The 11,925-nt window shown below is 64.5% G+C and carries 10 protein-coding genes; all 10 read left to right on the top strand.

The genetic code is table 11. The features are described 5' to 3' along the window. Positions 1 to 3 precede the first annotated feature (3 nt). The 10 genes from hisF (at position 4) to ACQY39_RS06000 (ending at position 11,870) form a co-directional block, all read left to right on the top strand. On the top strand, positions 4 to 765 hold the full coding sequence (gene hisF, locus ACQY39_RS06045; RefSeq protein ID WP_428504358.1) for an imidazole glycerol phosphate synthase subunit HisF: 762 nt from the start codon (positions 4 to 6) through the stop codon (positions 763 to 765). Positions 766 to 789: 24 nt separating this feature from the next. Further along, complete coding sequence (gene hisH, locus ACQY39_RS06040) at positions 790 to 1,419, top strand: imidazole glycerol phosphate synthase subunit HisH (protein ID WP_428504356.1); 630 nt, start codon at positions 790 to 792, stop codon at positions 1,417 to 1,419. Continuing rightward, complete coding sequence (locus ACQY39_RS06035) at positions 1,416 to 2,180, top strand: cytidylyltransferase domain-containing protein (RefSeq protein ID WP_428504354.1); 765 nt, start codon at positions 1,416 to 1,418, stop codon at positions 2,178 to 2,180. Before hisH ends, ACQY39_RS06035 begins: the two co-directional genes overlap by 4 nt. Continuing rightward, a complete protein-coding gene (neuB, locus tag ACQY39_RS06030) occupies positions 2,177 to 3,208 on the top strand; it encodes an N-acetylneuraminate synthase (RefSeq protein ID WP_428504352.1) in 1,032 nt (343 codons plus the stop codon). The genes ACQY39_RS06035 and neuB overlap by 4 nt, the downstream gene beginning before the upstream one ends. After that, entirely contained in the window at positions 3,205 to 4,374 is a 1,170-nt protein-coding gene (neuC, locus tag ACQY39_RS06025) for a UDP-N-acetylglucosamine 2-epimerase (RefSeq protein ID WP_428504349.1), read from the top strand. The genes neuB and neuC overlap by 4 nt, the downstream gene beginning before the upstream one ends. Then, the gene (locus ACQY39_RS06020; protein WP_428504347.1) at positions 4,364 to 5,014 is read left to right on the top strand and encodes an acetyltransferase; all 651 of its coding nucleotides are present in this window, start codon (positions 4,364 to 4,366) and stop codon (positions 5,012 to 5,014) included. Before neuC ends, ACQY39_RS06020 begins: the two co-directional genes overlap by 11 nt. Then, positions 4,998 to 6,479, top strand: coding sequence for an aminotransferase class I/II-fold pyridoxal phosphate-dependent enzyme (locus ACQY39_RS06015; protein ID WP_428504345.1), 1,482 nt, complete (start codon positions 4,998 to 5,000; stop codon positions 6,477 to 6,479). The genes ACQY39_RS06020 and ACQY39_RS06015 overlap by 17 nt, the downstream gene beginning before the upstream one ends. A 117-nt stretch (positions 6,480 to 6,596) precedes the next feature. Further along, a complete protein-coding gene (locus ACQY39_RS06010) occupies positions 6,597 to 7,841 on the top strand; it encodes a GumC family protein (protein ID WP_428504343.1) in 1,245 nt (414 codons plus the stop codon). Further along, positions 7,842 to 9,755, top strand: coding sequence for a polysaccharide biosynthesis protein (locus ACQY39_RS06005; protein WP_428504341.1), 1,914 nt, complete (start codon positions 7,842 to 7,844; stop codon positions 9,753 to 9,755). It abuts the gene before it with no gap. A 339-nt stretch (positions 9,756 to 10,094) separates the two neighbouring features. After that, complete coding sequence (locus ACQY39_RS06000) at positions 10,095 to 11,870, top strand: alkaline phosphatase D family protein (RefSeq protein WP_428504339.1); 1,776 nt, start codon at positions 10,095 to 10,097, stop codon at positions 11,868 to 11,870. The last annotated feature ends 55 nt before the right edge of the window (positions 11,871 to 11,925 follow it).

The following is an 11,925-nucleotide window of genomic DNA, read 5'->3' as shown; positions in this document are numbered from 1 at the left end:
GTCATGAGCAATTTGCGCATCATTCCCCGGCTCGACATCAAGGGACCCAACCTCATCAAGGGCATACGGCTGGAAGGCCTGCGCGTGATGGGGGACCCGCAAGAGCACGCGATCCGCTACTACGAAGCCGGCGCCGACGAGCTCATTTACATGGACATCGTCGCCAGCTTGTACGGGCGCAACAACCTCAGTGACATCATCCAAAAGGCGGCTCGGGACGTGTTCATCCCCATCACCGTGGGTGGTGGCATTCGCTCGGTGGATGATGCGCGGCACATCTTGCGCTCAGGCGCTGACAAGGTGGCCATCAATACTGCGGCCATTGCCCGGCCCGAACTGATTTCAGAGGTCGCACAGCGATTCGGGTCTCAGGCCATGGTGCTGTCGATCGAGGCCAAGCAGATCGCGCCGGGCAAGTGGGAAGCCTATACAGACAACGGCCGGGAACGTACCGGGCTGGATGTGCTGGACTGGGTTCGCCGCGGTGTAGAGCTGGGCGCGGGCGAAATCCTGCTGACCGCCGTGGACCGCGAGGGTACGCGACAAGGCTTCGACCTGGACCTGCTGCGCCAGGTTAGCTCTGCCGTTCCGGTGCCAGTCATTGCCAGCGGCGGTATGGGCACCTTGGCTCACTTCGTCGAGGCCGCCGAGCAAGGTCTGGCCGATGCGATCGCGATGGCCGATGTCCTGCACTACAAGCGCATGACGGTGCCCGAGATTCGCGCTGCGGCACTGGCCGCACACCTTCCCGTACGAAAACTCTGAGCAGGCATGATGTTGAATCGAAAAGTGACCGTGGTCGACTACGGGATGTGCAACCTGTTCAACGTGGTGCGAGCGTTTGAACATGTGGGGGCAGATGTGACCGTCGCGACCACGCCGGATGCCGTTCAGCAGGCCGATCGCTTGGTGGTGCCGGGCGTCGGCGCTTTCCGCGACAGCATGAAGGAAGTGCAGAGCCGCGGCTTTGCCGATGTCATTCGGCAGTTTGCGCAGACTGAACGGCCCTTGTTTGGCATTTGCGTCGGCATGCAGATCCTCTTTGATGCCAGCGAAGAGTTTGGCGAGCATGCAGGCCTGGGCATCTTGCCGGGGCGGGTGCGGGCGATTCCCGCAATGACTACGACGGGCCAAGCGCAACGCGTTCCGCACATCGGCTGGAATCACCTGCATTCGGGCGGGCGGGATTGGGCCGGCACCCTGCTGGCGCCGCTGGCTGGAAGTGATCCGGCGCTCTATTTCGTGCACTCGTTTGCCGCAAGTCCCGATCGCCCGGAAGACAGCCTGGCGCACTGCTTGTACGGGGGCCACAAGGTCTGTGCGGCAGTTCAGCGTGGCCATGTGATGGCAACCCAGTTCCACCCGGAGCGCAGCGGCACGATCGGCTTGCAGGTGGTTGATCATTTCTGCAAATCATGACCGAAACCCAAGGTCCTGACACGACCGGGCTCGGCCCCACGGCGGGCTCGAGCTCGCGCAAGGCACGCACACTGGCCTTGATTCCGGCACGCGCAGGCTCCAAGCGCGTGGTCGGGAAGAACCATCGCGTGTTCGCGGGCAAGCCGCTGGTCCAGTGGTCCATCGACTTTGCCCGGACCTATCCGGGGTTTGACCGGGTCATGGTCTCGACGGATTCACCGGAAGTGGCGGCGATCGCTCGGGCTTGCGGATTGGCTGTGCCCTGGCTTCGCCCCCCCGAACTCGCCTCAGACACGGCGACGACACTGGATGTCGCCCTGCACGCGCTGGAGCAGTGCGCGGGCGAGGGCGAGGTGTTTGAACGTATTGCGATCCTGCAACCGACTTGCCCAGTGCGTTACGCGGCGCGTTGGGACCAAGCGTGCACGCAACTGGATGCCCTGTCCTGCGAAGCGGTCGTGGGTGTCAGTGCGATCGAACAGCATCCGTACTGGACCTATTTCCTCGATGACAAGGGCGCCATGAGCCCTTGTTTTCCCGGCAAGAACCAACTTCGAAGCCAAGATCTGCCACGCGCCGCCGCGATCAACGGTGCGTTGTATCTGATTCGAGTTGACACCCTGAAAGCGCTTGGCAGCTTCACACCTCCTGGCACCCATGGCATTGTCTGCACGGACGCCTGCGAAAACATCGACATCGACACCGAAGCCGACTGGTTCGCCGCCGAGCAATTGATATCCGCCCTATCGGCCCTCACATGAAAACATTTGTCATCGCCGAAGCCGGCGTCAACCACAACGGCTCTGATGAGTTGGCCCTGCAGTTGGTCGAGACGGCAGCGCGCTGCGGCGCCGACGCCGTGAAGTTCCAGACCTTCAGCGCCGACAAGCTGGTGCGCCCGGGTGCGGAGAAGGCTGCGTATCAGAAGAGTGCCACGGGCGATGGCGACCAGCACAGCATGCTCAAGCAGCTGGAGATGTCCCCCGAGCTGCACCGGCGCCTGGTGGCGCGCTGTGCCGAGCTGGGCATCGAGTTCATGTCCACCCCCTTCGACGAAGAGGCCGCCGACTTCCTGCTGGCGCTGGGCATGAAGCGGATCAAGGTCCCCTCCGGTGAAATCACCAATCACCCCTTCTTGCGCTTCCTCGCCGCCAAGAACGTGCCGCTGATCGTCTCCACCGGCATGGCCACATTGGAAGAAGTGGAAGAGGCCGTGGCCGTGATCTCAGCGGAGCGCACGCGCCTGGCGCTGACACAGCCGCTGGCTGAGATGCTGAGCATCTTGCACTGCACCTCAAACTACCCGGCCGCAGCGGCCGACGTCAACTTGCGCGCCATGCAGACCTTGGCCCAAGCGTGTGCGGTACCCGCCGGCTATTCGGACCACACGCTGGGGGTGGCTGTATCCACGGCGGCGGTGGCGCTCGGCGCCGTGATCATCGAAAAGCACTTCACGCTCGACAAGACGCTGCCCGGGCCGGACCATCAGGCCTCGCTTTCACCGGAGGAGCTGCGGCAGATGATCGAGCAGATCCGGGCGGTGGAGCAGGCCTTGGGCTCGGCGGTGAAGGCACCGACACCGTCCGAGCTTCCGGTGCGCGCCCTGGTCCGGCGCAGCGTGACGAGCCGCCGAGATCTGGCCGCTGGCGCAGTGCTGACGGCGGACGATGTCTGCCTTTTGCGGCCCGGTACAGGCATTCCCCCAAAGTCTCTGGAGCAAGCGCTGGGCCGCACCATGGCTCACGCCGTGCCGGCCGGCACAACCTTGGCCTGGAGTGATCTGGCGTGAGTCCGTCCAAGCGGCGCGTTTGCTATGTCACGGGCACCCGGGCCGATTTCGGCTTGATGGTGTCGACCTTGCGCCTGATTGCCCAGCATCCGACTCTGGAGTTGAGTGTGCTGGTCACCGGCATGCATCTGGCCGAGGAATTCGGCCTGACCGTCCGGGAAGTCGAGGCAGAGGGATTTCCAATTGCCGCCCGGGTGCCCTGCCAGCTCTCGCAGCCCACCGGCGCGCAGATGGCGCGCAATATCGGCCAGATGCTGATCGGTTTTGTCGATGCCCTCGAATCGGCTCGCCCGGATCTTCTGCTGGTGCTGGGTGATCGGGGCGAGATGCTGGCCGGCGCCTTGGCCGCTGCGCATCTGGGCATTCCGGTTGCACACATCCACGGCGGTGAGCGCTCAGGAACGGTGGACGAGCCGGTGCGGCACGCCATCTCCAAGCTGGCCCATCTGCACTTTGTCGCAACGGAGCAAGCCCGCGATCGCTTGATCCGCATGGGCGAGCAAGGCCAGCATGTCCATGTCACGGGCGCGCCCGGGCTGGATGGCTTGCAGAGCCTGGTTTGCGCGGATCGCAGCCAGCTGTGTGCGGCCGAAGGTCTGGATGCCGGGCGAGCACTGGCCCTGTTTGTGTACCACCCGGTCCTGCAAGAAGCGGCCGAGGCAGGCGAGCAGGCCCGCGCCTCACTGCAGGTGCTGCTGGAGCAGGGTTACCAGATCGTCGCCCTGCAGCCCAATTCGGACGCCGGCTGCGAGCCGGTGCGCCAGGCACTGCTGGCCCTGCAACAGCCAGGCCAGATGGTGGTGAAGACCCATCTGCCCCGCGCTCAGTTCGTGTCCTGGATGGCTTGTGCCGATGTCTTTGTCGGCAACTCCAGCAGCGGCATCATCGAAGCCGCGACCTTTGATACCCCGGTGATCAATCTGGGCTCGCGCCAGAACATGCGCGAACGCAATGCCAACGTGACCGACATCCCGGTCAGTGCGATGGCCTTGCGTGCCGCGCTGCAAGGTGTCGCGAGCCCCCGGCCGGCGCCCGGGCTTGGAACGGCCCAGCCAAACCGGGCCACCAATGTGTACGGTGACGGCGCCAGTGGGCCGCGCATCGCCCGCTTGCTGGCCGAACTGGCCTTGACCCCCGAACTGATGGCCAAGTGCAATGCGTATTGAAGGCCGCATCGTCATCGTGGGTGCCGGCGGCCACGGCAAGGTCGTGGCCGATGCCTTGCTGCAGGTGCAGGCCGATGTGGGGCTCTGCTTTGCCGACGACAAGGCCACGCTGCATGGCACGAGTTTGCTGGGCAAGCCCATCGTCGGTGCTCCCGGCGATGCCATCATCGCCAGCGATTGGTTTCACCTCGCCATCGGCCACAACGCGTACCGGGCCGCCGCTTACGCCGCGCTGAGCCTTGGCAAGGCGCGCATCTTGACCATCATTCACCCGGGCGCCCATCTGTCACCGTTTGCCGAGCTGGGCCAAGGCGTGTTTCTCGCCGCCGCTTGTGTGGTGGCGCCGTCGGCGAAGATTGGCGACGGCGTGATCGTCAACCATGGCGCCGTGGTCGACCATGACTGCGTGGTGGATGCCTTTGCCCATATCGCCCCGGCCGCCAGTTTGAGCGGTGGCGTGCACGTGGGCGCAGGGGCCTTGATTGGAACCGGAGCCCGAGTTTTGCCGGGCTTGAGAATTGGACGCGACGCCGTGATTGCAGCGGGCGCCGTGGTGACTCGCCATGTTGCCCCTGGAGAATGTGTCCTGGGTGTTCCCGCGCGATCAAAACAAAGGGATAAAAATGCAAAAGAAGCTTGAACAGATGAAGGTCCAGCGGAGCATGTGCGTCCGCGAAGCCCTGAGCCGCCTTGATGCCGCGGGCACCGGGGTTCTCTTGCTGATTGATGAGCAAGGGCATTTCGAACGGACCGTCACCGATGGTGATCTGCGTCGACTGGTGCTCGCCGACTCCGGCCTCGACTCGCCCCTGAACGCGCTGCCAAGAATCCAGTCGCAGGTGGTTCAGCAGGGTCCGCAGTCTCGGGAAGAGGCTTTGGCCTTGATGGTCAAGCATGGCATTCATCATGTGCCGGTGTTGGGCAGCGATGGCCTGGTTCTGCAGGTGCTGGATCGCAAAGACCTGGACGAGCAGATCCTGCTGTCCACCCCGCACCTGGGCGACCAGGAGCAGGAATATGTCGCCGAGGCATTCCGCAGCAATTGGATCGCGCCGCTGGGCCCGAACGTGGACGGCTTCGAGCGCGAGTTGGCGGAGTGGGTGGGCGTCAAACACGCCGCCGCTGTCAGCTCGGGCACGGCGGCCATTCACCTCGCGCTGCGACTTCTGGACGTCGGCGCGGGCGACGAGGTGTTCTGCTCGGCCTTGACCTTTGTGGCCACCGCCAACCCCATCATCTACCAAGGCGCGACGCCGGTGTTCATCGATTCCGAGCCGGAAAGCTGGAACATGTCGCCCCTGGCGCTCGAACAAGCGCTGTCGGAATCGCGAGCCTCCGGGAAGCTGCCCAAGGCGGTCATTGTCGTCAACCTCTACGGCCAGAGCGCCGACATGGACGCGCTGTCGCAGCTCTGCGACGCCTACGGTGTGCCCATGCTTGAGGATGCCGCAGAGTCCTTGGGCGCGACCTACAAAGGCCGTCAAAGCGGCGGTTTCGGCCGCATCGGGATCTACTCGTTCAATGGCAACAAGATCATCACCACCTCGGGTGGCGGCATGCTTGTGGCCGACGACGAGGACCTGGTTCGTCGGGCTCGCTTCCTGGCGACGCAGGCCCGGGAGCCGGTGGCTCACTACGAGCACACCACCATTGGCTACAACTACCGCATGAGCAATATTCTGGCCGGCGTGGGTCGCGGCCAGTTGCGTGTGCTGGCGGATCGCGTGGCCGCGAGACGCCGTGTTTTCGACCGCTACCGTGCGGGCCTGGCGGACCTGGATGCGATCGAATGGATGCCTGAACCGAGCTGGAGTCAATCCAACCGCTGGCTGACTGCCGGGGTGATTCGGCCAAGCCGCAGCGGCGTGACCTGCACCGACTTGATGGGGCATCTTGCCGCTTCGCGGATCGAGGCCAGGCCGGTTTGGAAGCCCATGCAGATGCAGCCCGTGTTTGCCAAGACACGCTATTTCGCACATGGCGGGCATTCGGTGTCACAGCGGCTGTTCGAAACCGGCTTCTGCCTGCCATCGGGCTCCAATATGAGCGATGGTCAACAGGACCGGGTGATTGACGCCGTTCGCAGCTTGCTGCGCAGGGCCTGATCGTTTCGCCACCCTACCCGGACCCGCGGCGCTCACCGCTTTGCCAAAGCTGTCAGCACATGCGGACCACTCCCCTGCTCTCAAGCGCCTGCCATCGCAGCGCCTGCATCCATGAATATGCAACTGCCCACAAGCTCCAACCAAACGGCTGACTACGACGACGAAGAAGACGATGACACCAGCAGCGTCAGTCTGGTGGAAGCGCTCACCTGGCTGGGCGAAGGCAAGCGCCTGATTGCTGGTGCAGGCTTTTTGGCTGCCGTCGCGGCCATCGGCGCAACCCTGCTCATGGCGCCGGTCTACACGGCCAGCACCACGTTCCTGCCCCCCACCAATGCCCAGCAGCAAGGCGGATCGGCCGCAGCCCTGGCGGCGCTGGGCTCGCTCAGTGGGCTCGGTTCGGTCGGCGGCAAGACTCCGGACGAGATGTACGTGGGTCTCTTGAGCAGCGATAGCGTGCTGCGAGGCCTGGACCAGCGCTTCGACCTGAAAGACCGCTACAAGAGCGACAGCCATGAGACCTTGCGCCGCCAGGTTGGTGGCTTGATCCGCATCTCCGCAGACAAGAAGTCGGGCTTCATCAGCGTTGAGGTGGATGACAAAGATCCGGAGTTCGCGGCCAAGCTCGCCAACGCGCATGCGGAGGAGGTGAGCAAGGTTCTGGGGCGATTGGCCGTTAGCGAAGCACAGCAACGCCGCATGTTCTACGAGCAGCAGCTCAAGGACACCAAGGAGCAGGTGGTCAAGGCAGAAACGGCACTGCGCGCTTTCCAGGAGAAGTCGGGCGTGCTGGCTCTGGAAAAGCAAGCCGAGTTTGCGCTGAGCGGCGCGGCACAGTTGCGCGCGCAGATCGCCGAGCGCGAAGTGCAGATGAAGGTGCTGCGTCTGGAAGCGACTGCTCAGAACCCCGCTGCCCTGCGACTCGCTTCAGAAATTCAGGCGCTGCGCAGCGAACTGGCCGCGGCGGAGACCACTTCGACGACCAAGCCGGGTGCGGACACCGGTACCGGCGGCGTGTCGATCGCCAAGCTGCCCGGCGCGGCCGTTGAGTATCTGCGCGCGCGCCGCGAGCTCAAGCTGCAAGAGGCTTTGCTGGAAGGGATGATTCGCCAGTACGAATTGGCCAAGCTCGATGAAGCCAAAGAGGGCCCGTCGCTGCAGCAGGTGGACAAGGCCATGCCGCCTGACCGCAAGTCCAAGCCCAAACGGGCCAGCATCGTGATCGTTGTCACCATGCTGGCGCTGTTCCTTTCCTCGTCGGTCGTTCTGGGTCGACGCTATGTGCGCAAGGTGAGAGGCAGCAACCCATTGCAGGCGCAGTCCTGGGCAAACTTGGCCGGTGCCTGGAAGTGGAGGTCCTGAGTGACGGTGCCGAATCAGAATTACCTGCAACGCATGGTTGCCTGGCCGCTTTGGGCCAAGGCCTTCGCCTTGATGGCGAGCGATGCAATTTGCTTGCCGCTGTGCATGTTCACCTCGGTCGTGCTGCGGCTGGGGTCGTTTGAGGACGCGCTGAAAACGGCGCTGCCGGCGCAAATCGTTCTGGCCTTGCTGGCCATCCCGGTGCTTGGAGCGGCCGGGCTGTATCGGTCCGTGCTGAGGTTCATGGACCTGCGCGTGCTGGGCAGCAGCAGCGCGGCTTTGGCCGTCGTGGTGCTGCTGGTGTATGGGCTCTCGCGCAGCTTCAATTTCGACATGCTGCCGCGCTCGTCCATCCTCATCTTCTGGTTCATCGCGTTTGCCTATGTCGTGATTTCCCGCTATCTCGTCCGCAGCCTGTTGCTGGGTGCGATGAAGCGCGGTCGTGCCCCGCAAGTGCGCACCGCCATCTACGGCGCCGGCGCAGCCGGCGTGCAATTGGCGAACAGCATGAACTTCAGCGCCGAATACAAGGCAGTGTGTTTTCTGGATGACAGTCGCCTGTTGGTAGGCAAGACCGTGGCCGGGCTGCCAGTCTTTGCGCCGGCGGCATTGGAAGGCGCCGCAGTCAAGCTGGCCGTCGATCAGGTCGTGCTGGCCATTCCGTCCGCGAGCACCAGCCAGAAGCGCAAATTGATCGCCGGCATCGCCAACTCCGGCCTGCCTGTGAAGATCTTGCCCGGGCTGGTCGATCTGGTGAGTGGCCAGGTCAGCTTGTCGGACATACGAGAGGTGGACGTCGCCGATTTGCTGGGGCGCGATGCGGTTCCGCCCGATCCGAACTTGTTCGCAAAGAACCTGCTCGGGAAGGTCGTCCTGGTGACGGGCGCCGGCGGCTCCATTGGCAGCGAACTCTGTCGCCAGATCATCTCGCAAGCCCCGGCCCACCTGATCTTGCTCGACCACACCGAGTTTGCTCTGTACAGCATCGACCAGGAACTGCAGAAGGTCCGCAAAAGCACCCGCATCAGCGCGGTGCTGGGCTCGGTGGCGAATGCCGGTCTGCTGCGCGATCTCATCGATGAACACGGCATTCAAACGATTTACCACGCGGCCGCGTACAAGCATGTGCCGCTCGTTGAAGCCAATATCGAGCAGGGCCTGAGAAACAATGTGTTCGGCACCTTGAACGTGGCTCAAGCGGCCCTGGAGGGTGGTGTGGAGACCTGCATTCTGGTGTCCACCGACAAGGCCGTCCGGCCGACCAATGTGATGGGCGCGACCAAGCGTGCAGCGGAGCTGATTTTCCAGGCTGCCGCTCGGCGCCCCGGCGCACGCACCTGCTTTGCCATGGTGCGCTTTGGCAATGTGCTGGGCTCCTCAGGCTCGGTCGTGCCCTTGTTCAAGCGCCAGATCAGTGGGGGTGGCCCCATCACCATCACGCATCCGGACATCATCCGCTACTTCATGCTCATTCCCGAAGCGGCCCAGTTGGTGATTCAAGCCGGCGCCATGGCACAGGGCGGTGATGTGTTCGTGCTGGACATGGGCGACCCTGTCAAGATCGCTGATCTGGCCCGGTCCATGATTCGGCTGTCAGGGCTGACGGAACGAAGCGAAGCCAACCCAGACGGGGACATCGCCATTGAGTTCGTGGGCCTGCGCCCCGGCGAGAAACTCTACGAAGAGCTGATCATCGGTGACGGGGCCGTGCCGAGCGGGCATCCGCGCATCATGTGCGCCCAGGAGAATCACCTCCAGCCGGCTGAGTTGGACGCGCATCTGTCGGCCTTGCTGGCCAGCTGTGCGGACGGGGATGACGCAGCCATGACGCGCGAACTTCGTCGCCTGGTGCCGGAATACCAGCCAGAGAAGCGCGAACAGGCGGCGGTACTCAAGGATCTGGCGATCAGCTGAAGACCTGCCACTGAGCCCACATCCGGCTTGCTGAATGGGCAAAGGCTCGATGGCCGGGCCGGAGCATAGACACCGAAGTGTGCCGGCGGCGCTGATGCCTTAGAAGCGCGGAGCCCCCCACCGGCGCCGCCTACGCCGGCAACGCCATGCGTCCGCCTGTGCGCGGCGCTGCAAGGGTTCGGGAGATGGCCGCGCGCAACACCGGGTGCCTGCCTGCGTGCATGCATCGACAGCGCGCGAGTCGCCAAGGCGACAGCTCGTGTCGCAAGGATGTCACCGTGCATACGCACACTGCGCCGCTTGCCCCATCTACCCTGGCCTTGAAGCCGGCGCACTTCCATGAGCTCCTCCAGCAAACTGCACAATTTCTTCCACTCCGCGGCGACCGCAGCGGATGACACGGCCGATGCCGGCCGGCGCAGCTTCGTGCGCGGCTCGGTCGCGCTGGCTGCTGGCGCGGCCGGCCTGGGCGCGCTGGGCCTGAGCGGCTGCGGCGGCGGTGACCTGGCGGTGATTCCGGTCAGCTTCAGCCACGGCGTGGCCAGCGGCGACCCGCAAGCCGAGCGCGTGATCCTGTGGACCCGTGTGCGCGCCAAGGACAGCGCCGATGTGCGTGACCTGGACGTGCACTGGGAAGTGGCCAGCGACGCCGACTTCAAGTCCATCGTCGCCTCGGGCGATGCTCAGGCCGCTGCGGTCCGCGACTACACGGTCAAGGTTGACGCCACTGGCCTGCAAGCCGGCCAGAAGTACTTCTATCGGTTCAGCTGCCAGGGCCAGTACTCGCCGGCCGGCCGCACCAAGACCCTGCCCGCGGGTGCGTCGGTCAGCCAGGTCAAGCTGGCGGTGTTCTCCTGTGCCAACTACCCGGCCGGCTACTTCAATGTCTACGCCGAGGCGGCCAAACGCGAGGACATCGATGTGGCCGTCCATCTGGGCGACTACATCTACGAATACGGCCGCGGTGGCTATGCCAGCGAACAGGCCAAGACCCTGGGCCGCGAAGTGGAGCCGGCCGGCGAAATCGTCGCCCTGGACGACTACCGCCGCCGCTACGCGCAGTACCGCGCCGACGCTGACCTGCAGCGCCTGCACGCCAATGTGCCCATGATCGCCGTCTGGGACGACCACGAGATCACCAACGACGCCTGGATGAACGGCGCCGAGAACCACCAGCCCGCCACCGAGGGCGACTACGCCAAGCGCAAGGCCGCGGCCATCCAGGCTTATCACGAGTGGATGCCGATCCGCAGCCAGCAAAGCGCCGAGCTGATCTACCGCAGCTTTGCTTTCGGCAACTTGCTGTCCTTGCACATGCTGGACACCCGCATCATCGGCCGCGATGAACCCCTGGACTACGCCAAGTACACCAGCGCCAGCGGCTTCGACGCCGCCAGCTTTGGCAAGGACATGGCCAAGACAGATCGCCAACTGCTGGGCGCCACCCAGACCGGCTGGCTGCAGCAGCAGCTGAGCACCTCCAGCGCAACCTGGCAGGTGCTGGGCCAGCAGGTGCTGATGGGCCGCATGAACATCCCCGCGCCGATTCTGTTTGAAGCCAACAACCCGGGCAGCGGCGTCAGCGTCTCCGCCTACGGCGCCATCGTGGCCAAGGCCCAGAGCAACCCGGCCAGCCTGAATGCCCAGGAACGCGCCATCCTGGCCCAGCCCAGCATTCCCTACAACCTCGATGCCTGGGACGGCTATGCCGCCGCACGCGAGACTGTGCTTGCCACCGCGCGCCAGCTCAACAAGAACCTGGTCGTGCTGGCCGGCGACACCCACAACGCCTGGGCCAGCGATCTGCAGGACATGGCCGGCAACCAGGTCGGTGTCGAGTTCGCCACCAGCTCGGTCACCTCGCCCGGCTTCGAGGTCTATCTGCCCAAAGAGAACCCGGCGCAGCTGGCCGGCGCTCTGACCCAGCTGATCGGCCCGCTGGAATACGCCGACACCTCGCGCCGCGGCTTCATGGTCCTGACCGTCACGGCTCAAGAGTGCCGCTCGGACTGGGTCTATGTCAGCACCATCACCAGCCGCGAGTACACGGCCAGCGTGGGCAAGTCGCTCAAGGTCTTGCCGGGCCAAGGCCAGCGCAAGTTGACGGCAGTCTGAGGACGGCGGCCTGAGGGCGGCGGCCCCAGGCCGCTCCGGCGTTTACCCCGATCAA

The organism is Roseateles sp., from assembly GCF_965262435.1.
Lineage (GTDB): Bacteria > Pseudomonadota > Gammaproteobacteria > Burkholderiales > Burkholderiaceae_C > Paucibacter_A.
The sequence above is the reverse complement of the archived record's forward strand: the minus strand, read 5'-3'. Positions and strand labels throughout refer to the sequence as shown.